Annotated in this window: 24 protein-coding genes; 19 read left to right on the top strand and 5 right to left on the bottom strand. The window is 68.2% G+C overall.

The annotated features are described in order from the left end of the window. The first annotated feature begins 151 nt into the window (after positions 1-151). On the top strand, positions 152-2,290 hold the full coding sequence (locus ABE485_RS18660) for a LamG-like jellyroll fold domain-containing protein (protein ID WP_346516758.1): 2,139 nt from the start codon (positions 152-154) through the stop codon (positions 2,288-2,290). A gap of 35 nt (positions 2,291-2,325) precedes the next feature. On the opposite strand, the gene ABE485_RS18655 is transcribed toward ABE485_RS18660, so the two are convergent. Continuing rightward, on the bottom strand, positions 2,326-2,754 hold the full coding sequence (locus ABE485_RS18655; protein WP_346516757.1) for a VOC family protein: 429 nt from the start codon (positions 2,752-2,754) through the stop codon (positions 2,326-2,328). A 100-nt stretch (positions 2,755-2,854) separates the two neighbouring features. Between ABE485_RS18655 and ABE485_RS18650 the strand changes: the two genes are divergently transcribed. From ABE485_RS18650 to ABE485_RS18600, 11 genes are all read left to right on the top strand, one after another. Then, positions 2,855-3,199: a GFA family protein gene (locus ABE485_RS18650; protein WP_346516756.1), complete on the top strand. Its 345-nt coding sequence runs from the start codon at positions 2,855-2,857 to the stop codon at positions 3,197-3,199. Between the two features lie 88 nt (positions 3,200-3,287). Beyond that, complete coding sequence (locus ABE485_RS18645; RefSeq protein WP_346516755.1) at positions 3,288-3,695, top strand: carboxymuconolactone decarboxylase family protein; 408 nt, start codon at positions 3,288-3,290, stop codon at positions 3,693-3,695. Positions 3,696-3,708: 13 nt separating this feature from the next. After that, positions 3,709-4,320, top strand: a complete 612-nt coding sequence (locus ABE485_RS18640) for an LON peptidase substrate-binding domain-containing protein (protein ID WP_346516754.1) — start codon at positions 3,709-3,711, stop codon at positions 4,318-4,320. A 27-nt stretch (positions 4,321-4,347) separates the two neighbouring features. Beyond that, complete coding sequence (locus ABE485_RS18635; protein ID WP_346516753.1) at positions 4,348-5,220, top strand: hypothetical protein; 873 nt, start codon at positions 4,348-4,350, stop codon at positions 5,218-5,220. A 157-nt stretch (positions 5,221-5,377) separates the two neighbouring features. Continuing rightward, a complete protein-coding gene (locus tag ABE485_RS18630; protein WP_346516752.1) occupies positions 5,378-6,058 on the top strand; it encodes an RraA family protein in 681 nt (226 codons plus the stop codon). Next, entirely contained in the window at positions 6,055-7,257 is a 1,203-nt protein-coding gene (locus tag ABE485_RS18625; RefSeq protein WP_346516751.1) for an aminotransferase class I/II-fold pyridoxal phosphate-dependent enzyme, read from the top strand. The genes ABE485_RS18630 and ABE485_RS18625 overlap by 4 nt, the downstream gene beginning before the upstream one ends. 75 nt (positions 7,258-7,332) lie before the next feature. Further along, positions 7,333-8,154, top strand: a complete 822-nt coding sequence (locus ABE485_RS18620) for an ABC transporter substrate-binding protein (RefSeq protein ID WP_346516750.1) — start codon at positions 7,333-7,335, stop codon at positions 8,152-8,154. 123 nt (positions 8,155-8,277) lie between these two features. Beyond that, positions 8,278-8,967 carry an amino acid ABC transporter permease gene (locus tag ABE485_RS18615; protein WP_346516749.1) on the top strand — a complete coding sequence of 230 codons (690 nt, stop codon included), beginning with the start codon at positions 8,278-8,280 and terminating at the stop codon, positions 8,965-8,967. Next, positions 8,960-9,649: an amino acid ABC transporter permease gene (locus ABE485_RS18610; protein ID WP_346516748.1), complete on the top strand. Its 690-nt coding sequence runs from the start codon at positions 8,960-8,962 to the stop codon at positions 9,647-9,649. The genes ABE485_RS18615 and ABE485_RS18610 overlap by 8 nt, the downstream gene beginning before the upstream one ends. Before the next feature lie 11 nt (positions 9,650-9,660). Continuing rightward, entirely contained in the window at positions 9,661-10,395 is a 735-nt protein-coding gene (locus ABE485_RS18605; protein WP_346516747.1) for an amino acid ABC transporter ATP-binding protein, read from the top strand. Between the two features lie 51 nt (positions 10,396-10,446). Beyond that, entirely contained in the window at positions 10,447-11,412 is a 966-nt protein-coding gene (locus ABE485_RS18600) for a LysR family transcriptional regulator (RefSeq protein WP_430795440.1), read from the top strand. Between the two features lie 50 nt (positions 11,413-11,462). Here ABE485_RS18600 and ABE485_RS18595 read toward each other — a convergent pair whose 3' ends face one another. Then, positions 11,463-11,849: an I78 family peptidase inhibitor gene (locus ABE485_RS18595; RefSeq protein WP_346516746.1), complete on the bottom strand. Its 387-nt coding sequence runs from the start codon at positions 11,847-11,849 to the stop codon at positions 11,463-11,465. Between the two features lie 187 nt (positions 11,850-12,036). Here ABE485_RS18595 and ABE485_RS18590 point away from each other — a divergent pair, with 187 nt between their 5' ends. From ABE485_RS18590 to ABE485_RS18565, 6 genes are all read left to right on the top strand, one after another. After that, positions 12,037-12,885 carry a MurR/RpiR family transcriptional regulator gene (locus ABE485_RS18590; RefSeq protein WP_346516745.1) on the top strand — a complete coding sequence of 283 codons (849 nt, stop codon included), beginning with the start codon at positions 12,037-12,039 and terminating at the stop codon, positions 12,883-12,885. Between the two features lie 19 nt (positions 12,886-12,904). After that, entirely contained in the window at positions 12,905-14,152 is a 1,248-nt protein-coding gene (locus ABE485_RS18585) for a diaminopropionate ammonia-lyase (protein ID WP_346516744.1), read from the top strand. After that, positions 14,149-15,405, top strand: a complete 1,257-nt coding sequence (locus tag ABE485_RS18580; protein WP_346516743.1) for a M20 family metallo-hydrolase — start codon at positions 14,149-14,151, stop codon at positions 15,403-15,405. The genes ABE485_RS18585 and ABE485_RS18580 overlap by 4 nt, the downstream gene beginning before the upstream one ends. Positions 15,406-15,423: 18 nt before the next feature. After that, positions 15,424-16,377, top strand: coding sequence for an N-carbamoyl-D-amino-acid hydrolase (locus ABE485_RS18575; RefSeq protein WP_346516742.1), 954 nt, complete (start codon positions 15,424-15,426; stop codon positions 16,375-16,377). A 144-nt stretch (positions 16,378-16,521) separates the two neighbouring features. Continuing rightward, positions 16,522-17,850 (top strand): MFS transporter, encoded by a 1,329-nt coding sequence (locus ABE485_RS18570; protein ID WP_346516741.1) that lies wholly within the window; start codon positions 16,522-16,524, stop codon positions 17,848-17,850. Positions 17,851-17,908: 58 nt separating this feature from the next. Further along, positions 17,909-19,051 (top strand): YgeY family selenium metabolism-linked hydrolase, encoded by a 1,143-nt coding sequence (locus ABE485_RS18565; RefSeq protein ID WP_346516740.1) that lies wholly within the window; start codon positions 17,909-17,911, stop codon positions 19,049-19,051. Position 19,052: 1 nt separating this feature from the next. Here the strand turns inward: ABE485_RS18565 and ABE485_RS18560 are convergent, their stop codons facing one another. Continuing rightward, positions 19,053-19,967 carry a LysR family transcriptional regulator gene (locus tag ABE485_RS18560; protein ID WP_346516739.1) on the bottom strand — a complete coding sequence of 305 codons (915 nt, stop codon included), beginning with the start codon at positions 19,965-19,967 and terminating at the stop codon, positions 19,053-19,055. A gap of 121 nt (positions 19,968-20,088) precedes the next feature. Between ABE485_RS18560 and ABE485_RS18555 the strand changes: the two genes are divergently transcribed. Next, positions 20,089-21,384 carry an SGNH/GDSL hydrolase family protein gene (locus ABE485_RS18555; RefSeq protein WP_346516738.1) on the top strand — a complete coding sequence of 432 codons (1,296 nt, stop codon included), beginning with the start codon at positions 20,089-20,091 and terminating at the stop codon, positions 21,382-21,384. Between the two features lie 16 nt (positions 21,385-21,400). On the opposite strand, the gene ABE485_RS18550 is transcribed toward ABE485_RS18555, so the two are convergent. Continuing rightward, complete coding sequence (locus ABE485_RS18550) at positions 21,401-24,640, bottom strand: error-prone DNA polymerase (protein ID WP_346516737.1); 3,240 nt, start codon at positions 24,638-24,640, stop codon at positions 21,401-21,403. 1 nt (position 24,641) lies between these two features. After that, on the bottom strand, positions 24,642-25,639 hold a 998-nt coding region (locus ABE485_RS18545), incomplete at its 5' end, for a DNA polymerase Y family protein (RefSeq protein ID WP_346516736.1).

Here is a 25,639-nt window from a genome sequence, read left to right as displayed (position 1 = left end):
TTTCACGTACTCGTCACCTGCGGTTCATGCCGTTGTTGCAATGCCTGCCTAGAGTGGCGGCTTCCAGCGCGGATGCCCGAGGGCATCGGATCGTCCGGTCCAGGGGGGACCGGCGCGCGCCCGGAGCTTCACTTGAATCATGGAGTGCAGAGTGTCTTCAGACCAGAACGAGAACGGAATCGGCCAGGAAGCCGGGGATGGCTTGCAGCAGGACGGCGTCAACACGCGGCGGCGTTCGATCATCAAGGCGGGCGTGGGCACCTGGGTGCTGCCCGCCGGCCTGGCCACGCTGCTGACGGCTTGCGGCGGCGACGACGATGACAGCGACGAGGCGGCTCCCGCGCCGGGCGGGGGCGACGAGGGCGCGGTGGAGCCGCCGCCCGCGGCCAAACTGCAGTCCAGCTTCGGGCTGGTGGTGCTGCCCGATACCCAGTTCTACGCGCGCTACGCCACGGCTGAAACCGGCAACCAGTTCGACAAGCTGTTCGGCAGCGAGCCCTTCATGGCGCAGACCGCCTGGATCGCGCAATCGGCCAAGGCGCTGAACGTGCCGTTCGTCATCCACGTCGGCGACATCGTGGACCAGGTCTCCCGGCCCCAGCAATGGGAAGTGGCGGACGCCGCCATGAAGAAGCTGGAAGAGGCGGGCGTGCCGTATTCGGTTCTGGCGGGCAACCACGACGTGCTGCAGGACATCGGCTACGAGTCCGACCCGGTCAACGGCACGGACGCCACGCGCGACCCGGCGGCCGAGCCTTACCTGAAGTGGTTCGGCAAGGACCGCGCGGGCAAGCAGGCCACCTTCGGCGGCCGCGACGCCAGCGGCTTTCACGAATACCACGTCTTCGAGGCGGAAGGGCAGAAGTTCCTGGTGCTGTCGCTGTCGTGGCGCGTGTCGGACGCGGGCCTGGCGTGGGCCCGGCAGGTCCTGCAGTCGCATTCCTCGCTGCCCGCCATCCTGGTCAATCACCAGTTGCTGGCCATCGCCAACGACGGCACGAGCCCGCTGGAAGTGGACTACGGCCTGATGCTCTGGGAAAAGCTGATCCGCGGCAACGATCAGATCTTCATGACGGTCAACGGCCATCATCACGGCGCCGCGCGCCTGACCAAGATCAACGACTTCGGCAACGCGGTCGAAGAGATGGTGGTGGATTACCAGATGGCGTACCAGGGGGGCAATGGCCTCCTGCGCTTCTACGAATTCGACCTTACGAACAACCGCATCGTGGCGTCGTCGTTCTCGCCGTGGGTGCCGCAAAAGCCCAAGGACACGGTCAACGAGTTCGACCAGGCGGTGCTGACCGACGCGAACAACCAGTTCGTGATCGAGATGGATTTTGCCAAGCGCTTTGCGGCGTTCAATCCGAACTTCAAGGCGGCGGCGGGCACGCGCGAAGGCAGCATCACGGACGCGGCGCTGGCCCTGGCGCTGAACGGCTATACCGACGCCGCGCCGACCGAGAAGGCCGCGCCGGCCAACGACGAAGACTACGCGCACGCCACGGGCACGCTGGCGCACTGGCGCTTCACGGGCGGGGCGGCAGGCACCGCGGTGGCGCAGGGCGCCGTCATCGCCGACAAATCGGGCAACAACAACACGCTGACGCGCGCGCCGCTGAACGAACCGGCGGGCAACACCGCGCAGGAGGGCGACCTGGTCTGGAGCAGCGACCGCCACCGCCTGTCGGCCGCGCCGGGCAGCATTTCGTTCCGCAATACGGCCGGGCCGCGCCTGAGCTACTTCCTGACCGACGTGGCGGCGTCCCTGAACACCGAGACCTTCGCGGGCGGCTACACGGTCGAGGCCTTCATCAAGATCGCCGGCGACTGGACCGCCGCGGCCAATGCCTGGATGAACATCATGACGCGCGCCGGGCGCCGTGGCGACCTGCCGGGTTGGGCGGCCAGCCTGCCGCAATCGCCGCCGCTGCAGTTTGCCATTTCCAACCTGCGCGAAGTGCAGTGGGAAGTGGTGCCCTCGGCGGTCACGCCCATCGGCGCCCGCACCAACTGGTCGGGCGAGATCCTGGTGGACACGTGGCTGCACGTGGCGGTGGTCAACGATCCGGTGACGCGCGAAACCACGATGTACGTGGAAGGCGCGCCGGTGCTGCGCAATGCGGTGGACGGCGCGGGCCTGGCCACGCTGAACCTGCCGTGGACCGTGGGCGCGGGCTACTGGGACGGCGGCGGCCCCAGCGGCGGCTTCCTGGGCGCGCTGGGCGAGATCCGCGTCGTGGGCCGGCCCCTGCAGCCGGCCGAATGGCTGACGGCGCGCGCGTCCTGAGGCGCGGATGAACGGGCGGCGGAGCGCAGAGGCCCCTAGTGGCCGAGGCGTCCGCCGCTGACCATCCAGCGGGTGCCGTAGCGGTCGATCAGCGTGCCGTAGGCCTCGGCCCAGAATGTCTTTTGCAGCGACAGGGTCACGCTGCCGCCCTCGGCCAGATGCTCGAACACGCGGTGCGCGTCGGACACGGTGGGGTAGGCCAGCGACAGGGCCACGCCCTGCTTGCCGGCGTAGGGATGGCCGGCCGTGGCGTCGCCGCCCATCAGCGTCTGCTCGTCCAGCGTCAGCCGCGCATACAGGATGCGTCCGGCGTCCTCGGGCGAGAGCGCGGGCAGGGGGGCGTCCGCGGGCGCGTCGGCGTAGCGGACCAGGGCCTCGAGCCGCCCGCCCAGCACGCGTTCGTAGAAGCGCATGGCGTCGGCGCAATCGCCGTCGAAGCTCAGGTAAGCGGATAACTGGGGCATGATGTCTCCGTGCTTGGGCCGCCCGGCCCATACGCATGGCAAGGCGGGCGGCCCGGCTCTATGATGGGAGTCTGATCCGCCAACGGCCAGGAGCCAGACCATGCAACAAGGAAGCTGCCACTGCGGACAGATCGCCTTCGAAGTCGACGGCGATGTGTCCCAGGTATTGGAATGCAACTGCTCGCACTGCAGCCGCAAGGGCTATCTGCTGTGGTTCGTGCCGCGCGCCAGCCTGCGCATCACGTCATCCACGCAGTCCATGGCCACCTACAAGTTCAACCGGCACGTCATAGCGCATCACTTCTGCGCCAACTGCGGCTGCGCGCCGTTCGGCTTCGGGGTGGGCGCCAAGGGCGAGGAAACGGCGGCCGTGAACGTGCGCTGCATCGAGCACCTGGACCTGAACGCGCTGACCCGCATCCCGTATGACGGGCGCAACGCCTGACGCACGGGATGCGCCCCATGATAGGTCAACGGCTGCGATCGGGGAACGGCGGCGGGGTAACGTCTTTTATCACCCATGGAGCGAGGCAATGAGTACGGTAAAGCTGCTGTCGGACGACGAGATCCGCAGGAATCCCGAGGCGTGGGCGGTGTTCGAGGACATCCGCGCCACGCGCAAGTCGGACTTCGTCAACAACTTCTGGCGCGCGCTGGCCAACGATCCGCCGCGGATGCGCAGCGTCTGGGAGCAGCTCAAGCAGGTCATGATGGCCGAAGGCGAACTGCCGCCGCTGGTGCGCGAGATGATCTACATCGCCGTGTCCACCGCCAACGGCTGCTCGTATTGCGTCCACTCGCACACGGCCTCGGCCCGGGCCAAGGGCATGACCGACGGCCAGCACGCGGAGCTGCTGGCGGTGATAGGCATGGCGTCGCAGACCAACGCGCTGGCGACGGCGCTGCAGGTGCCGGTGGACGATGCCTTCCACGTGAAATGAACAGGAGGCGGCCATGTCGCTGATTCCCTTGTTTCCGTTATCCAATGCGCTGTTTCCCGCCGGTGTGGTGCATCTTCGGATCTTCGAGGTGCGCTACCTGGACATGATCCGCCGCAGCATCGCGCAGGGCACCGAATTCGGCATCGTGGGCCTGCTGGCGGGCAGCGAGGTGCGTTCGCCCGAAGGCATGGAGACGCTGTCGCCCGTGGGCACCATGGCCCGGGTGGACGCCTGGGAGGCGCCCATGCCGGCCCTGCTGGAAATCCGCTGCACGGGCACGGGGCGGTTCCGGCTGCTTTCCAGCGAAGTGGCAAAATACGGTCTTTGGATGGGCGAGGCCGAGCCCATTGCCGACGACCCGCCCACGCCCGTGCCGGCGGCCATGCAGGCCAGCGCCGACGCGCTGGGGCGCCTGGTGGTCCAATGGCAGCAAGATGGCGTGCCCGCCGAAAGAATGCCGCTGGCCCCGCCGTTCCGCCTGGACGACTGCGGCTGGGTCGCGAACCGCTGGTGCGAACTCCTGCCGCTGCCGCCGGACGACAAGGCTGAACTGCTGGCCCTGACCGACCCGGTGGCCCGTCTGGCCGCCATCCAGGACGTGCTGCGGGGGCAGGGGCTGGCGTAGGGCGCGGCGCGAATTGACTTGGACAACATGGATATCCGGATAGACGAAGGCCTGCGCGCCTATATAGACCCCTTGACCGAAGACGAGCACGCCGCGCTGGAGCGCAGCCTGCTGGCCGAAGGCTGCCGCGATGCGCTGGTGCTGTGGGGCGACCTGCTGGTGGACGGCCACAACCGGTATGCGCTGTGCACGAAGCACAACATTCCTTTCCAGACCATCCAGAACCCGCGCTTCAAGTCCATGGAAGACGTGCATCTGTGGATGATCGAAAACCACCTGGGGCGGCGCAGCGTGTCGGACTTCCAGCGCGGCGTGCTGGCGCTGCGCAAGAAGGAAATCCTGCTGTCGCGCGCGGTCCCCGAGGACGGTTCGCCGCCCTGGGACGAAGACGAACCCGGGGCCGCGCCCGCCGCGGCGCCCTCGGGCGACGGCGCGCCGGCGGCCGAGCCCGCCAAACCGTCCTGGTCGCCGGCCGTGCCCAGCCGCCAGGCGCTGGCGCGCGCCGCGCGGATCAGCAGCAATACGCTGGGCCAGATCGAAAAGATCCAGAAGACCGCGGCGCCCGAACTGGTGCGCGCGGTCAAAGAAGGCGCCATTTCCATCAACGCCGCGGCCGCGGTGGCCTCGCTGCCCGCCGAACGGCAGGCGGCGGCCGTGGCCGGGGGCAGGAAGGAACTGCAGCAGGCCGCGCGCGAAGTGCGCCAGGCCAAGGCGCCGCCGCCGCGCGAAGCCGAACCCGACGTGCCGATCGAGCACCTCGAGGACCTGCCGGGCGAGATCGCCCGCCTGCGGCAACTGCTTGCCCGGCTGACCGACGAGCGCGACCAGCTCAAGAAGAAGGTCATGCACCTGACGGTGGCGCTGTCCGAGGCGCGCAGCGCGTCGGGCGGCGACGATTGATGGCCGATGCACGAATAAGGGATAACCCTTAATCGTTGAAATCCACGAAAAAAATTCGTGGATCGATGGGAATTTATATCGTTTTGAGGAAAGGCGCGTGGGGCTTTGTAATGCATGTTCGCTTAACCGCTACACGCATTCACACCTGACTTCCCTTATGAATCCCATCGGATATCGCATTCTTTCCCGGCCCGCGCCGGCCGTCGCCGCCGACGTGCTGGCCGGATTCGCCAGCATCGGCTCGGCCCAGATCAGCGACTGCATGAACCGCCTCTACGGCGTGTCGGGCCTGCGTCCGCTGCACGGCGGCACGCGCCGCACGGTGGGCCTGGCGCTCACCGTCAAGACCCGTCCGGGCGATAACCTGATGATCCACAAGGCGATTTCGCTGGGCGGCGCGGGCGACGTGATCGTCGTCGACGGCGCCGGCGACGCCAGCAACGCGCTGGTCGGCGAACTGATGATGATGGATGCGCAGTCGCGCGGCATCGAAGCGTTCGTGATCGACGGCGCGGTGCGCGATGTGGACGTGTTCGCGCAGGGCGAGTTCGGCTGCTTCGCGCGGGCCGTGTCGCACAAGGGCCCCTACAAGGACGGTCCCGGCGAAATCAACGTGCCCGTGTCGGTGGGCGGCCAGGTGGTCAATGCCGGCGACGTGGTCGTGGGCGACGCCGACGGCGTGGTGGTGATTCCCGCCGAACACGCCGCCGCCGTCCTGGCCCTGGCGCAGAAGAAGGAAGCCGACGAAGCCGTGGCCAAGGAAAAGCTGCGCGCCGGCACGTACACCAAGCCGTGGCTGGAAAAGACCCTGGCCGAGAAGACGGGGGCGGCCAAATGAGCATCGTCGCCGACCGCATCAAGCGCATCAAGCTGTCGCCCAGCGTGGCCGCGCGCGCCATCATCGCCGAACTGCGCGAGCAGGGCCGCCGCATCATCGACCTGACGATCGGGGAGCCGGATTTCTCCACGCCCGAACACATCCGCCAGGCCGCCACCGCCGCCATGAACCGCGGCGAAACCAAGTATCCGCCGGCCCAGGGCACGGTGGCCCTGCGCAAGGCCGCCGGCGCCCACCTGCTGGAAGCGACCGGCGTGGACTACCCGGCTTCGCGCATCATCGTCAGCACCGGCGCCAAGCAGGTGATCTTCAACGGGCTGGCCGCGACGCTGAACGACGGCGACGAAGTCCTGATTCCGGCGCCGTTCTGGGTCTCGTACCCCGACATGGTGCTGGTCAACGGCGGCGTGCCGGTGGCGGTGGAAACGTCGCCGGCAACCGGCTACAAGGTCACGCCCGACGCGCTGGAACGCGCGATCACGCCGCGCACTAAGTGGCTGATGATGAACGCGCCCAGCAATCCGACGGGCTCGGTCTACACCGCCGACGAACTGCGCGGCCTGGCCGAGGTCCTCAAGCGCCATCCGCACGTCTGGCTGATGACCGACGACATCTATGCGCGCCTGAACTTCACCGGCGAGCCGACCGTGCACCCGCTGCAGGTCGCGCCGGAACTGGCCGCGCGCACGCTGGTGGTCAACGGCGTGTCCAAGGCCTACGCGATGACGGGCTGGCGCATCGGCTACGGCGCGGGTCCGGACGAACTGATCAAGGCGATGGCGATCCTGCAGTCGCAGAGCACGTCGGGCGCCTCGTCGGTGAGCCAGGCGGCCGCGCTGGAAGCCTTGTCCGGTCCGCAGGACTGCGTGGCCGAATTCGCCAAGGTATTCCGCGAGCGCCGCGACCTGGCGATCGCCGAACTGTCCGGCGCGCCGGGCCTGGACATCGTCGTGCCGCAGGGCGCGTTCTATGTCTTCCCGGACTGCTCGGGCCTGCTGGGCAAGAAAACGCCGGCCGGCGACGTGATCGCCACCGACACCGACCTGACGCACTACCTGCTGCGCGAGGCCGGCGTGGCCGTCATCGACGGCCACGCGTACGGCGCGCCGGGCACGTTCCGCCTGTCTTTCGCCGCATCGCTGGACGATATCCGCCAGGGATGCTCCGCCATCCGCGAAGCCTGCGCCAAGCTGGCCTGACGGCGCGGCGGATCGGCATCGTCCCAGCGCTCTTTCAAGCCTGTTCACCACACAACCACTAAAGGGGAATCAACCATGAAGCGCCACACTCTCTTTGCCGCCTGCCTGGGCCTGGCATCGCTGGCCCTGGGCGCAGCCGCCCAGGCCGATCAGCTGGACGACATCAAGGCGCGCGGCGAGCTGGTCTGCGGCACGCTGGGCACCTCGCAGCCGTTCAGCTTCCAGGACGGCGCGACGCGCCAGCTGGTGGGCTACGACGTGGACGTCTGCAAGCTGGTCGCCGACAAGCTGGGCGTCAAGGTCAACTACAAGCTCCTGTCGGTGGCGGCGCGCGTGCCGGAACTGAACGAAGGGCGCGTGGACATCCTGGCGGCCAACCTGGGCTATTCGCCCGACCGCGCCCAGCAGATCGCCTTCAGCCACGCCTACTACGTCAGCCCGCAAAAGCTGATGGTGCGCAAGGATTCGGGCCTGGATTCCATCGAGGCCCTGAACGGCCGCCGGGTGGGCGCGACCAAGGGTTCCAGCTCGGAACGCGAGATCAAGCGCATCCTGGACAAGTCGCAGGTCATTGGCTATGGCGACAGCTCGGCCACGTACCTGGCCCTGCAGCAGAAGAAGGTGGATGCGCAGTTCGCGTCCGAGCTGGTGCTGGTGCGCCTGGTGCTGCAAAGCCCCCCGACCGCGCCGGTCAGCGTCATTTCCAAGGCGGTGTTCGACGAGCCCTGGGGCCTGGGCGTGCGCAAGTCGGAGCCGCGCTTCCTGGAAACCGTGAACCAGGCGCTGGATGAAGCCGAAGCCTCGGGCGCGGCCGCCAAGCTGTTCGACAAGTGGTTCGGCCCGGAAACGCCGTACAAGCTGGAACGCGGCTTCAAGATCGGCCCGATCGCCGGGTAAGGGCGCGGACCACAGCGCCGTCCTTCGCCAGTTCCCGTCACGGCTTCCCGCGTCAGCAGTGTGATGCGCGGGAAGCCGTGACGCTTGGCGTGGACCGCGTGTTTGCAGGAGATTGAGTGTTTTATGAGCTTACTTGACGCTTCCCAATACCAGTTGCTGCTCAGTGGCATGGCCGTCACCGTGCAGCTGTTCCTGGTCGCATGGGTCATGGCCTTTGCCATCGCGGTGACGCTGGTGGTCGTGCGAGCCACCAATCTGGCGCCGTGCCGCTGGCTGGTCGACGCCTATGTGGAATACCACCGCAACGTGCCCCTGCTGGTGCAGGTGCTGTTCTGGTACTTCGGCATGCCCGAGCTGCTGCCCGAAGGTTTCCGCATGTGGCTGTACGCGCACAACGCCGAGATGTCGCTGGCCGCGATCGCGCTGGCGCTGGGGTCGGCCGCCTACATCGCCGAAGACATCCGCAGCGGCCTGCGCGCCATTCCCGGCACGCAGTTCGAGGCGGCGCGCGCGCTGGGCGCCAGCTACCTGCAATGCATGCGCTACGTGATCGTGCCGCAGGCATTGCGCATTTCGATTCCGCCGCTGGTCGGCCGCGCGCTGCTGCTGTTTAAGAACACCAGCGTGGCCATGGCGATCGGCGTCATGGAACTGACCTACCAGGCGCGCGAGATCGAAAACGAGACCTACCGCACCTTCGCCACCTTCGGCGCCGCGACGATCATGTACCTGCTGGGATCGTTCCTGATCATGGCGTTGGGATCGCGCATCTACGCCCGTTATCGACTGAACCGCGGAGGCCACGGTGCTTGATCTGCTGATGCAATACTGGCCCACGCTGCTGGTGGGCCAATACCCGAACGGTCCGCTGGGCGGATTGGCGCTGACGCTGATCCTGGCCGCGCTGGGCCTGGCCATGTCCCTGCCGCTGGCGCTGCTGGTCGCGCTGGCCCGGGTCAGCCCTTATGGCTGGCTGCGCACGGCCAGCAAGGCGCTGGTCAACGTGGTGCGCGGCATGCCGCTCCTGATGCTGATCTTCTGGGCCTATTTCGTGGTGCCCAAGCTGACGGGCCAAGTGGTCAGCGGCTTTTGGACGCTGATCTTCGCGCTGGTGGTCTATGAAAGCGCCTACCTGTCGGAGGTGATCCGCTCGGGCATCGAGGCGGTGCCGCGCGGCCAGATCGAGGCGTCGCGCTCGCTGGGCGTGGGCTACTGGACGACGATGCGCCGCGTGGTGCTGCCGCAGGCGCTGTTCAACGTGCTGCCCAGCATGACCAGCCAGTTCGTCTCCACCATCAAGGAAACCTCGCTGGGCTATGTCATCAGCGTCAATGAACTGACCTTCGCGGCCAACCAGGTCAACAACCTGGTGCTGACCCAGCCGCTGCAGGTGTTCGGCATCCTGGCCATCATCTATTTCGTCGTGTGCTTCAGCCTGAGCCGCGGCCTCTCCTGGCTGGACCTGCGCATCCGCCGCTCGCGCGCCATGGCGTAAAGGAACAAGACATGATCAAACTCGAGAAAGTGAACAAGTGGTACGGCGAGCATCATGTGCTCAAGGACGTGGACCTGTCGGTCGCGCGCGGCGAAGTGCTGGTGGTGTGCGGGCCGTCGGGCTCGGGCAAGTCGACCATGATCCGCACGATCAACCGGTTGGAACCCATCGAGAAGGGCCGCATCCTGATCGACGGCGCCGACATCTACCAAAAGGGCGCCAACCTGAACGCGCTGCGCCAGAAGATCGGCTTCGTGTTCCAGCAGTTCAACCTGTTCCCGCACATGAGCGTGCTGGAAAACGTGATCTTCGCGCCCGTGAACATCCGCAAGCAGCCGCGCAAGCAGTCGGTGGAGCTGGCGCGCAGCCTGCTCGACCGCGTGGGGCTGGCGCACAAGATCGACGCCTATCCGGGGTCGCTGTCGGGCGGCCAGCAGCAGCGCGTGGCGATTGCGCGGGCCCTGGCCCTGCAGCCGCCGGTGATGCTGTTCGACGAGCCGACCAGCGCGCTGGATCCGGAAATGGTGGGCGAGGTGTTGCAGGTGATGAAGGGCCTGGCCAAGGACGGCATGACGATGGTGTGCGTGACCCACGAAATGGGCTTCGCGCGCGACGTGTGCGACCGCGTCGTCTTCATGGACGCGGGCGAGATCCTGGAAATGGACACGCCCGAGCGCTTCTTCAGCGCCCCGGCCCATCCGCGCGCGCAGCGCTTCCTGGCGGACATCCTGCATCCGCGCGGGTGATCCGGCGCGGTTCAGGGGCTGTTCGGCCGCGATGTTAAGGTGAGGGTTTCCATGCGTTTCTCGTCGACCGCTGCGATGTACACCCTCAAACAGCTAGAGGCCTTCTACTGGAGTTCCGAACTGGGCAGCTTCAGCGCGTCGTCGCGCAAGCTGCACACCACCCAGTCGGCCGTCGCCAAGCGGGTGGGGGAACTCGAGGCCTTTGCCGGCTCGCCCCTGTTCGAGCGGCGGGCCAAGAAGCTCCTGATGACGCCGCAGGGCCGCAAGCTGTTCGAGCTGGCCGCCCAGATGCTGGAATTGAACAGCCGCATCGTGCAGAACATGGCCGACCCGGCCAGTTTCGAAGGCGTGGTGCGGCTGGGCGTGACGGAGCTGGTGGGCATGACCTGGCTGGCGGGGCTGATCAAGCAGATCAGCCAGCGCTATCCGCGCGTGCAGCTGATGCCCGAGATCGACGGCGGCATCACTCTGTACGAACGGCTGGAAAAGGACGAATTGGACCTGGCCATCATGCCGGGGCCGTTCTGGGGCTACCAGTACGACTGCACGCACCTGGGCGCGGTCACCAACGTCTGGATGGCCAGCCCGGCGCTGGACATCGATTTTTCGGCGCCTCTGACGCCGCAGGACCTGGCGCCGTATCCGGTGATCTCGCAGCCCACCAATTCGGCGCTGTCGCACCTGTACGACGCGTGGTTCGCGGAGCAGGGGCTGCCGGTCAAGCGCGTGCTGACCTGCAACAGCCTGGGAATGATGGCGCAGCTGACCATGCTGGGCCTGGGCATCAGCTACCTGCCGGGCGCCTACTTCGCGCCGCTGGTGGCGCGCGGCGCCCTATGCCAGCTGAATGTGCAGCCGGACCTGCCGACCATCAATTACTACGCGGTGCATAAGAAGAACATCGTCAACCCGGTCGTGTCTCGGGTGATCGACATTGCGCGCGAGGAATGCGCGTTCGAGGTGGCGGGAGCGTTCCTGCCCCACGTGCCGCCGGCGGCCAGGCCGCCCGGGCCATAGCCGTCGAACGGCGGGCCGGGGCCGGCCGGCCCCGGCGGGCGGCGCGGCCGTCAGCCGCAGCGGATCGCCGTCATGACGTCCTTGTCGTCCACGATGAGGTTCAGGCGGGTGTTGTTGTATTCCATGGTGACCACCTGGCCCGGCCGCAGCATGCGGGCGGTGGCGCTGCCGCTGCGCGTGCGCAGGTCTTCCATGACGGACGGCGTGGCCTTCTGGCCGAGCTGCGATTGCAGGGGGCCGGCGTCGCAGGTCTTGCCGCTGGTGCTGCCGGGCATGGCCGACGACGATCCGTACGACGAACCGCCACTGTCGCTGGAGGAGGATGACGCGCTCGACGAGCTGGACGACGCCGGCGCGCTGGACGAACGCGAACCGCCCGTGTTGGCGCATGCGGCCAGGGTTGCAACCAGCAGGAAGGGGATCAGCTTGCGGATCATGTAGGGCTCCTTACAACAACGCGACAAAAAACCCATGATAGACCAGCCGCGACGCGCTGTGACGGCGGCTGTCCCGCGCGTTCCGGCGCTCGCATGGCGCGCCGAGGTCAACCCGAAATTTGCGTTGACACTATAGTTTCACAAATATATATTGATGAAACTATAGTTCCATAAAAGGGCGGCCACCATGACTTCGATATTGCAGGAACGGATTCTTGCGCTGCAGGACAGTTTCACGGAAAGCGAACAGCGGCTTGCCCACGTGACGCTGGAGTGCCTGGGCAATATCGCGGCCTATTCGGGCGCCGAACTGGCGCAGAAGGCGGGCGTTTCCAAAGCCACGGCAGGGCGGTTCTTCCGGCGCCTGGGATACGAGAATTTCAATGAGGTGCGCGCCCAGGCGCGAGACGAATCCGATCGTGGCTCTCCGCTATACGAAATGGCGGGCGTGCGTCCACCCGATGCGACGGGCGATGCGCTTGCCGAACATCTGGCCGCGGACCTGCAGAACCTTGTGCAGACCTTCGAACGCCTGGACAGCCGCGATATCGAGCGCGCGGTGGCCCTGCTTGCCGACGCCCGCCGCATCTGCATCGCGGGGTTTCGCAATGGACGGGTGCTGGCGCAGTACACCTGGGCGCTGTTGACGCAATTGCGCGATGGCATCTCGCTGGTGCCGGGCGCGGGGCTGAATCTGGCCGAAGATCTTGCCGACCTGGGGCCGGACGACGTGCTGGTCGTGATGGACTTCCGCCGCCGCGTCACCTTGCTCAAGCCCATCGTCGAACACGCCAACCGAGTGGGCGCCAAGGTGGTGGTGCTGACCGATCCGACCGCCACCGAACTGCCCGCGCGGTCGGACCTGGTGCTGCGCTGTGTCAACAGCGGGGCGGTGGTATTTGATTCCTACGTCGCCGCCATCAGCGTGATCAACCACCTGGGCTCGGCGCTCGCGCGCAAGCTCGGGGCGAGCGCACGCGAACGCCTGCAGAACATCGAACGGCTGCATGAACACTACGGCGACTTGCATCGCTGAATTTCCACAGGAGACTGGCTTGAACCACCCGATTCCGAACGTCCGGCTGCAATACGCGCCGAATCCCGCTTTCGAACCGGCCGCCGCTTATGGCGCGCGGCAGCTCGACGTGCTTGGCGGCCAGGCCTATGCGCTGGCCGAGGCGCAGATCGGCCGCTGGCCCGGTTATCAGCCCACGCCGCTGCGCGACCTGCCCGGCCTGGCGCGCGAGGCCGGCGTGGTGGCCATCCGCTACAAGGACGAAGGCGGCCGCTTCGGACTGGGCAGCTTCAAGGCGCTGGGCGGCGCGTATGCCGTCAGTCGCCAGTTGCTGCGCGAACTCGCGGCCCGGCTGGGGCGCGATGACCTCTCGGTCGATGACCTGTTGTCCGGCCGCTATCGGGAACTGACGCAGGCCATGACGGTGACTTGCGCGACCGACGGCAATCATGGCCGATCGGTGGCCTGGGGGGCGCAACGGTTTGGCTGCCAATGCGTGATCTATATCCATGCGACGGTGAGCGAGGGCCGCAAGCGGGCGATCGAGCAATACGGCGCCCAGGTGGTGCGCACGGCGGGGAACTATGACGATTCCGTGCGCCAGGCGGCCGAAGATGCGGCGCGGCATGGACGCTACGTGGTGTCTGACACGTCCTATCCCGGCTACATGGAGGTGCCGAAGGACGTGATGCAGGGCTATGCGGTGATGGCCGACGAGGCGTTGCGGCAATTGCGCGAAGCCGGCGATGCCGAATTGCCCACGCACGTGTTCCTGCAGGGCGGCGTGGGCGGCCTGGCCGCTGCGGTCTGCGCCCATTTCTGGGAGAAGCTTGGCCCGCGCCGTCCGCGCTTTATCGTGGTCGAGCCCGACAAGGCCGCCTGCCTGTACGAGAGCGCCCGGGCCGGCAAGCCGGTGGCGGTGCAGGGCGACCTGGATACGGTGATGGCCGGGCTGGCTTGCGGCGAAGTGTCGCTGCTGGCTTGGGAGGTGCTGCACCCGGGGGCGCAGGCCTTCCTCACGGTCGATGACGAGGCCGCGCTGGAGACAGTGCGTCTGTTGGCCAGCGGCAGGTATGGCGACACCCCGATTGTCGCCGGCGAATCGGCGGTGGCGGGGCTGACCGGCTGCCTGGCGGCCATGGCCGATCCGTCGGTGCGCGACGCGTTGGGACTGGACGCGTCCAGCCGCGTGCTGGTGTTCGGCAGCGAAGGCGCGACCGACCCGGAACTCTACCAGCGCATCGTAGGCAAGAGCGCCGCCGAAGTCGAAGCCGAGGCCGCGGCATGACAGGCGCCGCGCTGCAGACAGGCCCGGCGAAGGTGCGCATCGACGGCGCCCGCTTGCTCAAGCGCATCGCGGACCTGGCCCAGGTCGGCGCCATTGACGGCGGCGGGGTGTGCCGCCTGGCGCTCACCGATGCCGACCGCCAAGGCCGCGACCTGGTCGTCCGATGGATGCGCGAGCTGGGGCTGGCCGTCACGATCGACGGCATCGGCAATGTGGTCGGCTTGCGTCCCGGCCGCATGGCGGGCCCGCCGGTGATGACGGGATCGCATATCGACACGGTGCGCACCGGCGGCCGCTATGACGGCAATCTGGGCGTGCTGGCAGGGCTGGAAGTGATAGCGGCATTGAACGATGCCGGCGTGGTCACAGAGCGGCCGGTCGCGGTGGCCTTCTTCACCAACGAAGAAGGGGCGCGCTTTGCCCCCGACATGATGGGCAGCCTGGTGTTCCAGGGCGACTTGGCGCTGGCGGATGCGCTGGCCACGGTCGGCATAGACGGCGCCACGGTGGGGGAAGAGCTTGCCCGGATCGGCTACGCCGGGCCGGCCACGACCGGCAACAACCAGGTGCACGCCTTCGTCGAATTGCATGTGGAGCAGGGGCCGGTGCTCGAGCACGAGGACTACACCATCGGCGCGGTGACGGGGGTGCAGGGCATCCACTGGATCGAGTTCACCGTGCGCGGCGTGTCCAACCACGCCGGCACCACCCCCATGGCGCTGCGCCACGACGCCGGCATCGTCGCGGCCCGCATCGCGTGCTTTGCCCGCGACCTGGCGCGGGAGCTGGGGGGCGGGCAGCTCGCGACCGTCGGGCAGGTCAACCTGTTTCCAAACCTGATCAACGTCATCCCCAACCGGGCGACTTTCACGCTGGACCTGCGCAACACCGATGGCGCCGCGCTGCAACAGGCGATCTCGCGATGCATGGCGTATGCCGCGCAGGCCGCGTCGCAGGAAGGGGTAGAGCTGGCGCACCGGGTGCTGGCCGACTTCGCGCCGGTGGCATTCGACGAGGCCATCGTCGGGCGGGTCGAGGCGATTGCCCGGAAACGCGGGCATCGCGTGCGGCGCATGCCCAGCGGCGCCGGCCACGACGCCCAGATGCTGGCGCGCATGTGCCCGACCGGCATGGTCTTCGTACCCAGCGTGGGCGGGCTGTCGCACAACGTCGCGGAATTCACGCATGACCACGATATCGAGGCGGGCGCCGGCGTGTTGCTGGAACTGATGCTCGAACTCGCAGAACAATGAATACCTAGGAGACTGAACATGTCACGCATCATCAACGTCGCGGCCGCGCAGCTCGGTCCGATCCAGCGCGGCGATACGCGCCGGGACGTCGTCGAGCGCTTGCTCGCACACCTGCGCCAGGCCCATGCCATGGGTTGCCAACTGGTGGTGTTTCCGGAACTGGCGCTGACGACCTTCTTTCCGCGCTGGTACATGGAGGATCCCGCAGAGATCGACGCCTTCTACGAAAGCGAGATGCCGGGGCCGCAAACCAGGGTGCTGTTCGATACCGCCCGCAAGCTTGGCATCGGCTTTTACCTGGGCTATGCGGAGCTGGCGATTGAACAGGGCGTCAAGCGCCGCTTCAATACGTCGATCCTGGTGGGCCAGGACGGGGCAATCATCGGCAAGTACCGCAAGGTGCATCTTCCCGGCCATGCCGGGCATGAGCCTTGGCGCGCCTTTCAGCATCTCGAAAAGCACTATTTTGAGCCTGGCGAGTCGTTTGATGTGTGGCGCGGCTTTGGCGGCGTGATGGGCATGGCCCTGTGCAATGACCGCCGCTGGTCGGAGACTTATCGGGTGATGGGCCTGCAGGGGGCGGAAATGATCCTGCTCGGCTACAACACGCCGGTGCACAATCCGCCCGCGCCCGAGCACGATGACCTGTCGATGTTCCACAATCATCTGGTGATGCAGGCGGGCGCGTATCAGAACGGCACCTGGGTGGTGGGCGTGGCCAAGGCCGGCAAGGAAGAAGGCTGCGAGATGATTGGCGGCAGTTGCATCATTGCGCCGTCCGGCGAGATCGTGGCCGCCTGCTCGACCAAGGGCGATGAATTGGCGATTGCGCGCTGTGACCTGGATCTTTGCCTGTCCTACAAGAACACCACGTTCAATTTCGAACGGCACCGGCGTCCCGAAGCCTATGGGCTGATCACGCAACGCCGAGGTGCGACAGAACCCCCGTTGGAGGTGGCGATCACCGCCTAGCCTGCGGCGCGGCCAGCGCGGACGGCCGTGAAGCCGTCCGTACCCCCGGTCCGGAAGTTCCCTTCCCATAAAAACAGCATGCGAGCGCCCAAGGCGTTTGCAGGGGAGCGTTCGGCCTAGAAAAACAGACCCCAAGGTGAAAATATGGATCAGTCAGTCGAGAGCATTGCGGTTTCCCCGGTTGCCGCGGACAAGGACCCCCTGGCGCGGGATGATGCGCTGTATCGGAAGGTGGCGTGGCGCCTGTTGCCATTCCTGATGGTGTGCTACATCGCGGCGTTCCTGGACCGCGTGAATGTCGGCTTCGCCAAGCTGCAAATGCTGGATGACCTGAAGTTCAGCGAAACCATCTACGGCCTGGGCGCGGGGATCTTCTTCATCGGCTACTTCCTGTTCGAAGTGCCAAGCAATGTGCTTATGCATCGCATCGGCGCGAAGAAGACGCTGGCGCGCATCATGATCCTGTGGGGCCTGATCTCGGCCGCGATGGCGCTGACGCAGACGCCGACACAGTTCTACATCTTGCGCTTCCTGCTGGGCGCGGCCGAGGCCGGCTTCTATCCCGGCATCATCCTTTACCTGACTTACTGGTTCCCGTCGAACCGGCGCGGTCAGATCGTGGCCGTGTTCATGACGGCGGTGCCGTTCGCGGGCATCCTGGGTGGACCGCTGTCGGGCTGGGTGATGGAGGCGTTCCACGATCACCACGGCCTGGCCGGCTGGCAATGGATGTTCATCATCGAGGCAATTCCCTCGGTGCTGCTGGGCCTGGCGGTGTTCTGGTACCTGGACGACCGCATCGCCGACGCGCGCTGGCTGTCGTCGGCGGAGAAGGCGCGCCTGGACCAGAACCTGCTGCGCGAGAAGACGGCCAAGGTCGAACACGTGTCCATGCTGACGCTGTTGAAGGACCGGCGCGTCGTGCACATGGCGCTGATCTGCTATTGCACCGTGTCCAGCCTGTCCGGACTGGCGTTCTGGCTGCCGTCGGTGATCCGTTCGACGGGTGTCGAGTCACTGCTGCATATCGGCCTGCTGACGGCGGTGCCGAACGTGTGCGCGGTCATTTCGATGGTGCTGGTGTGCCGCCATTCGGATGCGACTCGCGAACGCCGCTGGCACATGATCGTGCCGTTCCTGGTGGGCGGAACGGGCCTGGCGCTGAGCGCGCTGTTCAGTCATAGCCCGGTGCTGGCCGTGGCCATGCTGTCGGTGGCGGCGGCGGGCTGCATGGTGTGTTCACCGTTGTTCTGGAGCCTGCCGACGGCCTTCCTGGATGGCAAGAGCGCTGCGGCGGGCATCGCCGGGATCAACTCGTTCGCGGGCCTGGCGGCCTTCGTCAGTCCGTATGCGATCGGCTGGATCAAGGACCTTACCGGCTCGACCAACTGGGGCATGTACTTCCTGGCCAGCTTCGCCCTGATCGGCGCGGTGCTCGTCTACCGCGTGCCGAAGGCGCTGGTGAATCGCTAGGCGTGGCGCCCCCCCGCGGCGGGCTCCCGTTGCCCGCCGCTTTCTGAAAGGAACGATGATGACTTTGGACGTAGTGGCGTTGACGCAGGCGATGGTGCGTATCCCCAGCCTGTCCGGCAATGAAGGCGAGATGGCGGCACTGATGGCCGCAACCATGCGCGAGGCCGGCTTCAGCTCGGTCACGACCGATCGCAATGGGTCGGTGCTGGGCGTGATAGGCCCGGCCGACGAGGACGTGGCCCTGCTGTTCGACGGGCACATGGACGTCGTGCCGGTGACGGGTGACTGGCGTGTCGATCCGTTCGGCGGCGAAATCCGCGAGGGGCGCCTCTACGGGCGCGGCAGCACCGACATGAAGGGCGGCATCGCGGCGGCGATCTGCGGTGTCGCGGCAGCCGCCCGGGAAGGCTTGAAGCGCCGCGTGGCCGTGTCGGCCAGCGTACTGGAAGAAGTCATCGAAGGCCATGCGCTGGCGCCAGTGCTTGATGCGTGCGCGCCGCAGGCGGTGGTCATCTGCGAACCCTCGAAACTGCAGATCAAGGCCGGGCAGAAGGGCCGGGTGGAGTTGCTGCTGACCTTTCATGGCAAGCCGGCCCACGCGGCGACGCCGCATATCGGCATCAACCCGCTGCACGCGGCGGCGCGGGCGCTGACGGCGCTGGAAAGCCTGGCGCTGCCGTACGATGACGTGCTGGGCGCGGCTTTGCTGGTGCCGACGGATATCGTGTCGCATCCGTATCCGTCGATTTCCATGATTCCGATCACGACGACCATACGATTCGACCGTCGTACGGTGTCGGGCGAAAGCCTGGCGGACGTGCTGGCGCAGATTCGCACCCACCTGGCCGGACATGGGCTATCCGATTTCACGCTGGAAGTCAGCGAGGACCGGGTGGCTACCTATACTGGCCAGCACGCCACGCCGCGGCGCTGGCTGCCGGGATGGCGCTGCGACGCCGGCGCCGCGCTGCTGCGGGCCGCGCGGGTGGCAGTGGCCGATAGCGGCAGGGCGCCGATCGTCGGCAGCTGGGCCTTCTGCACCAATGGGTCGGAATCTGCCGGCCGTCGCGGCATCCCCACTATTGGCCTGGGGCCGGGCAACGAAGAGGACGCGCACACCATCGACGAATCCATCGCGCTCGACCAGCTGGAAGGCGCCCGCGATATCTACCGGAATCTGGTGCGCGTCATGTGCGCATGAATCAGGCGTTGGAAGGCGCCTGCATGCCGGGCAGCCTGCCCAGCCGCTCGGCCAGGAACTGGATGAGCAGGCGCGCGCGCAGGGACTGGTAGCGGCGCGACGGGTAGATCAGGAAGGCCTCCTGCGGCGCCGCGCTCCAGGCCGGCAGGACGCGCTGCAGATCGCCGCTGGCCAGCAGGTCCTGCACCAGCCAGGCGGGGCACAGGCCGATGCCCGCGCCCATGGCCAGCGTCTCGCGGATGGCCAGGGCATTGTTGACCCGGTAGCGGCCCTGGGTCTGGACGACGGCGCGCGTGGCGCCCCGGTGCAGTTCCAGCGCGCCGCCCGCGGCCAGCCAGGCGTAGCGGACATATTCATGGGCCGCCAGGTCGTCCGGCGTCCGGGGTTTGCCCCGGGCGGCCAGGTAGGCGGGGGCGGCCACCAGCCAGCGGGGCGATTCCGCGGCCTTGCGCGCGACGGCGTTGGGCGGGAGTTCGCCGCCCAGCCGCAGGGCCACGTCCACGCCTTCTTCCACCAGGTCGACAAACCGGTCGTTCAGGATCAGTTCGACCTGGATCGCGGGATGGGCCTGCAGGAATTGCAGGATCAGCGCATTGAGCCGGAACTGGCCCAGCGCCACCGGCGCGTTCACGCGCAGCAGGCCCGTGGGCGTTTCGGTCTGGCCGCGGGCGTCGGCCACGGCCTCCGTGTATTCCTCGAGCACCCGGGTGGCGCGGTCGTAGAAGCGCTTGCCCTGTTCGGTCGGGACGACGCGGGTGGTGCTGCGTTCCAGCAGGCGCACGCTCAGGTCTTTTTCCAGGGCCGCCACAATCTTGCTGAGCGCCGGCTGGCTCAGGCCCTGTTCGCGCGCGGCGGCGGACAGCGTGCCCAGGTCCACGGCGCGGACAAAGGCCCGCATGGCGCGCAGGGTGTCCATGTTGGTCATTCCTTTTTGGAAGAAGTGGTATGCAGTTTACGTGGCTACCGGCGTAATCGGGAAGAACCTATCTTGGCGTCACAAGATCCGCGCCTTCGCGGGATCATCTGAAAGGAACGCCATGAATACCCGTGCCTCCCGTCGTTTTCCGAAACCGCTCGCCGTGCTGGCGGGCAGCCTGGCGGTGCTGGCCGCGTCCGCCGCCGGCGCCGCGCAGCCCGTCCCTGACAGCGGGGCACCCGCGCCGCAAGCCGCCTGGACCGCGTCCTGGTTCGCCAGCCCGCAACCGCTGTGGGACGCGTCCTTCATCCTGCCGACGGGAATGCCCGCCGAATTGCGCCGCCAGACCCTGCGGGAAAAGGCCAGGATCAGCCTGGGCGGGCAGCGGCTGCGGGTGGTGCTGTCCAACCGCTACGGCGCGCAGCCCCTGGTGATCGGCGCGGCTCGCGTGGCGCTGGCCGGGGAGGGGGCGGCGATCCGCCCGGCTACCGACCGCACGCTTAGCTTCGGCGGCCAGCCGGGCGTCACCGTGGCGCCGGGCGCCCAGGTGATCAGCGATCCCGTGGACCTGCCCGTGCCCGCCTTGAGCGAACTGGCGGTCAGCGCCTACTTTCCCGAGCCCACGCCCGTGACGACTTTCCATTGGGGCGCGCAGCAGACCGGCTGGCTGAAGGACGGCGACGCCAGCGGCCAGCCGGACCTGCCGGGCGCCCGGCCCCTGGACGGGCGCGCCTTCCTGGCCGGAATCTGGGTGCAAGGCGCGGCGGATGCGCCGGTGGTGGCGGCGTTCGGCGATTCGCTGACCGACGGCAACGGCTCGACGCCGGGCGCGAACCGCCGCTGGCCGGACTTCCTGGCCGCGCGGCTGGCGCCGCAGGGAATCGGCGTGGTGAACGCGGGGATTTCGGGCGCCCGCGTCTGGGGCGACAAGATGGGGCAGAACGCCATGGCGCGGTTCGACGCGGATGTGCTGTCCCAGCCCGGGGTGCGCACGGTGGTGATGATGATGGGGATCAACGACATCGGCTGGCCGGACAGCGCTTTTGCGCCGGACGACGCGCCCATGACGGCGGCCCGGCTGACTGAAGGCTACCGGCAACTGGCGCTGGCGGCCCGCGCCCGCGGCGTGCGCGTCGTGGGCGGAACCCTGCCGCCGTTCGAGGGCGCCTTGCATGGCACGCCGCTGTCGGGCCACTACAGTGCGGCCAAGGACGCGGTGCGGCGCGAGGTGAACCGCTGGATCCGCGAAAGCGGCGTGTTCGACGCGGTGGCGGATTTCGATGCCGTGCTGCGCGACCCCGCCCACCCGGGCCGCCTGCTGCCGGCCTACGATTCGGGCGACCACCTGCATCCGGGGGACGCGGGCTATCAGGCGATGGCGCAGGCGCTGGATGGGGCCACGCTGTTCGGGCAGTAAGGCGGGGCGCCGGAATTCAGTGGAAGTTGCGGCTGTGGGCCGCCAGGCCGCCCAGCAGGTCGGACATGTCCACCAGCCGCTGCGCGATCAGGTGGCGCACGCCGTCCACGCTCTGCCAGGCCCCGAACACGCCCAGGAGGGTTGCGCCCAGCAGTTCGCGGCGTTGGCGTTCGATCAGTTCCGGGCGCACCACCACGTTGACGGGGCCGGTCTCGTCCTCGAGCGTCACGAAGATCACGCCCTTGGACGTTTGCGGACGCTGGCGCACGGTGACGATGCCGCAGGCCCGCGCCACGCGTTTGTTGGGGTAGCCGTTCAGCACCGAGGCCGGCTGGAAATTGCGCGCGGCCAGTTGCGGACGCAGCAGCGCCACGGGATGGCTGTGCAGCGTCAGGCCCACGCTGCGGTAGTCCGCCGCGACGGTCTGGCTTTCGGAGGGGGCGGCCAGTTGCGGGGCCTGGGCGTCCACGATCTCGGCGTCGCGCAGCAGGTCGCGGCTTTGCACGCTGGCGGCGGCCTCCCAGCTGGCCTGGCGGCGGTGCCCGGCCAGGGTGCGCAGGGCGTCGCCCGCGGCCAGGGCGTTCAGGTCATGGCGGTTCAGGCCGGCGCGCCGGGCCAGGTCGGCGGTATTCGCAAACGGGGCGTCGGCGCGCGCGGCTTCGATACGGCGGGCGGCGTCCTCGCGCATGCCCTGGATCAGGCTCAGCCCCAGCCGCACGGCGGGACGCGGCGCGTCCGGCGAGGGCGCGTGGTCGTGCGCGCGGCGGCGGGCGCCGGGATGGCCGGCAGGCAGGGTTTCCAGCGCGGAATCCCAGCCGCTGAGGGTCACGTCGGCGGGCAGCACGCAGACGCCGTGGCGGCGGGCGTCCTGAACCAGCTGGGCGGGCGCGTAGAAGCCCATGGGCTGGGAATTGAGCAACGCCGCCAGGAAGGCTTCCGGTTCGTGGCGCTTGAGCCAGGAACTGGAATACGCCAGCAGCGCGAAGCTGGCCGCATGGCTTTCGGGGAAACCGTATTCGCCGAACCCTTCCACCTGGCGGAACAGGGCCTCGGCGAACTCCAGGGTGTAGCCGTGCGCCAGCAGCCCGCCGACCAGCTTGATGCGGAACTTGTCCACGCCGCCCTTGCGCCGCCAGGCGGCCATGGACCGGCGCAGCTGGTCGGCTTCGCCGGGCGAGAAGCCGGCGGCCACCACGGCGATCTGCATCACCTGTTCCTGGAAGATGGGCACGCCCATGGTCCGGCTGAGCACGCCGCGGACTCTTTCGCTGGGGTAGGTCTCGGGCTCTTTCTTCTGGCGCCGCCGCAGGTAGGGATGGACCATGCCCCCCTGGATCGGGCCGGGGCGCACGATGGCCACCTGCACCACCAGGTCGTAGTATTCGCGCGGCCGCAGGCGCGGCAGCATGGTCATCTGCGCGCGCGATTCGATCTGGAACACGCCGATGGTGTCGGCATCGCAGATCATGTCGTAGGTGGGCGTGTCGCCTTCGGGGATGTCCTGCAGCGTCAGGGGCTGCCCGCGGCGCTGGCCGGCCAGTTCGAGCGTGCGGCGCAGGGCCGACAGCATGCCCAGCGCCAGCACGTCCACCTTCAGCAGCTTCAGGGCGTCCAGGTCGTCCTTGTCCCATTGCACGACGCTGCGGTCTTGCATGGCGGCGTTTTCGATGGGCACCAGGCGCGAGAGCTTGCCGCGCGAGATCACGAAGCCGCCCGGGTGCTGCGACAGGTGGCGCGGAAAGCCCATCAGGGTCTGCGCCAGCGCCGCCCACTGGCGCGCCACCCGGGATTCCGGGTCCAGGCCGCAGGCGCCCAGCGTGCGCAGCATTTCCTTCTTGCCGTCCCACCACTGGTGGGCGCGGGCCACGGCGTCGATGACGCCCGGGTCCACGCCCAGCGCGCGGCCGGTATCGCGCAGCACGCTGCGCGGGCGGTACGAGATGACCACGGCGGTCAGGGCGGCGCGCTGCCGGCCGTATTTGCGGTAGATGTACTGGATGACCTCTTCGCGGCGCTGGTGTTCGAAGTCGACGTCGATGTCGGGGGGCTCGTTGCGTTCCTTGCTGATGAAGCGTTCGAAGAGGTTGTTGCCGCGCGCCGGATCCACGGCGGTGATGCCCAGGCAGTAGCACACCGCGGAATTGGCGGCCGAGCCCCGGCCCTGGCACAGGATGCCGATGCTGCGGGCATGCTGGACGATGTCGTAGACGGTCAGGAAGTAGGCTTCGTAGCCCAGGTCGGCGATGAGCTCCAGTTCCTTTTCAATCTGCGCGGCCACGTTGTCCGGCACGCCGGCCGGAAAGCGCCGCAGGGCGCCGGCCTGCGCCTCCTGGCGCAGGTAGCTGGCCGGCGTGTGGCCGGGCGGCACGATTTCGTCGGGATATTCGTAGCGCAGCTCGTCCAGCGAAAACCCGCAGCGGCGCGCCACCGCCAGCGTCTGCGCCAGCGCGTCGGGCGGGTACAGGCTGGCCAGGCGCATGCGGCTGCGCAGGTGCTGTTCGGCGTTGCCGGACAGTTCGTAGCCGCACTGCGACACCTGGCGGCGGGTGCGGATGCCGGTCAGCGTATCGTGCAGCGGCTTGCGCGAGCGCACATGCATCTGGACCTGGCCCACCGCCACGATGGGCAGTTGCGATTCGCGGGCCGCGTGCTCGACGGCGGCGCGGTGCAGATCGTCGCGCGACTGGTGCAGCAGGGTCAGTCCCACCCAGGCGCGCCGGGGAAAGACGCGCGCCAGCCAGCGCGCCTGGTCGGCCATGCGGTCGGCGTCGGTGCCGTAGGCGGGCGTCAGGATGGCCAGGCATTCGGGCAGGTGGCGCAGATGCGCGTAGCCGTCGGGCGGATCGGCGAGGTCTTGCGGCGCCAGCCGGTATTCGCCCTTGGGCGCCCGGGTGCGCGCCAGGGTGATCAGTTCGGACAGGTTGCCGTAGCCTTCGCGGGTCTGGGCCAGCAGGGTCAGGCCCAGTGGCGCGGCGTCGGGCGCGGCGCGCAGCTGGAAGGTGGCGCCGATGATCAGCGGCAGCTTCAGGGCCTTGGCTTCGGTATGGGCGCGCACCACGCCCGCCAGCGAGCATTCGTCGGTCAGGGCCAGGGCGGCGTAGCCCAGTTCGGCGGCGCGCGCGGCCAGCTCCTCGGGGTGCGAGGCCCCTTGCAGGAACGAGAAATTGGACTGGCATTGCAGCTCGGCGTAGCCGGGCAGCAGGGCCGGCGCGTCGGCCGGGTCCAGGGGATCGGGGGCGTCGTCGTCCATGCGCATGTCAGGCGTACAGTCCGTGCAGGAACCAGCGCGCCGCTTCGGCGTCGCGTTCGCGGTAGATCCAGTAGCGCGCGCCGGCCGCGTCTTCGGCGACGAAGTAGTCGCGCACGGTCAGGACGGGATCCCACCAGCCGCTTTCGATGCGCTCGGGGCCGCGCATGAGCCGCAGCGCCTGGCCGCCGTATTGGGGCCGATGGCCGGACAGCCTCAGGGGCTGCGGGGTTTCCAGCAGCCAGAAGGGACGGTCGAGCAGGGCGGGCAGGGGCTCGGGACGCTGCGGCGCGGCCAGCGCGTCGCCCCAGGAGTTGGCGGTTTCGGGACGGTGGTCGGCGGTGGGATGGGCATGGCGCACCTGGTCGCGCCCCAGCCGCGCGACCAGCAGATCGAGCAGCCGGGCGTGGTCGGTGGCGGTGCCGCCGGGTTCGGGAAAGAGGGTGGTGCTGGCGGCGGGCTGTTCGACCGTGTCGGGCGCCAGCAGCGCGACGGCGATGACGGGGGCCTCCAGCGTGAAGTGGTTCAGTTTTTCGCGCAGCAGGTGCAGGAGCTGCGGCGCCTGCCAGACAGGCTGGGCCAGGGCCAGTTCCAGTTCGGTGGGCGGGCGGGCGTGGCGGCCGCGTTCGTGGTCCATGCTGAGCACCACGCGCCGCACGGCCAGTTGCCGGGCGGTGAGCCAGCCGCCCAGCTGTTCGGCCAGGCGGCGCGCCACCGCCAGCACCGCGTCGGTGTGTTCCACGTAGTCCGTCAGTTCGATGCGCCGCGAAAACTGGTTGGGCGGTTCGATCCAGCGATGGAGTTCGGGCGCCTGGCCGTAGGCGGCGTCCAGGGCCTGCAGCAGTTCGGGCGTGCTGCGCCGCTGCAGTCCGGCGCGCGGCAGGGCGCGCAGGTGCGCCAGCGTGTGGCAGCCGATGTCGTCCAGCCAGTCTTGCCGGGCCTGCGCCTGGGGCAGCAGCGCCAGGGGCAGGGCATCGAGCCGGCGAGCCAGGGTGGGCAGCTTGAGGG

Origin of the sequence: Achromobacter spanius, assembly GCF_039673305.1 — a bacterium.
Taxonomy (GTDB): Bacteria; Pseudomonadota; Gammaproteobacteria; order Burkholderiales; family Burkholderiaceae_B; genus Achromobacter; species Achromobacter spanius_F.
Note: the sequence above shows the minus strand (reverse complement) of the source record. Positions and strands in the feature narration are given on the sequence as shown.